1 protein-coding gene is annotated in these 404 nt (G+C 62.4%); it reads left to right on the top strand.

The window, feature by feature from the left end; translation table 11 throughout:
* Positions 1–32: 32 nt before the first annotated feature.
* Positions 33–404: penicillin-binding transpeptidase domain-containing protein (locus tag IMZ11_RS44510; protein WP_305075967.1), on the top strand; the 372-nt coding region annotated here is incomplete at its 3' end.

Genomic DNA, 404 nt, shown 5'->3' with positions numbered 1-404 from the left:
CCAACCAGACCGTGCAACCACAGCCTTTTTCGTTGGTCGGTGACGGCGCAGGCTCGATCTTCAAGATCTTCACCACCGCAGCCGCACTCGAGATGGGTATGGGCATCAATGCCCAACTCGATGTCCCCGGAACGTTCGTGGGCAAGGGACTGGGCAGCAGCGATACCCCCGGATGCCCGAAGGAATCCTGGTGTGTCCGTAACGCGCACGGATTCCCCAGCCAGCTCAACGTCACCGACGCACTGGCGCAATCACCCAATACCGCCTTCGCCAAACTGATCTCGCAGATCGGGGTACCACGCGCGGTCGACATGGCTGTGCGCCTGGGGCTGCGGTCCTACGCCGAACCCGGTAGCGCGCGCGATTACAACCCCGATTCCGACGAGAGCATCGCCGATTACGTC

The organism is Microtetraspora sp. AC03309, from assembly GCF_020826795.1.
GTDB classification, from domain to species: Bacteria; Actinomycetota; Actinomycetes; order Streptosporangiales; family Streptosporangiaceae; genus Microtetraspora; species Microtetraspora glauca.
The sequence above is the reverse complement of the archived record's forward strand: the minus strand, read 5'-3'. Positions and strand labels throughout refer to the sequence as shown.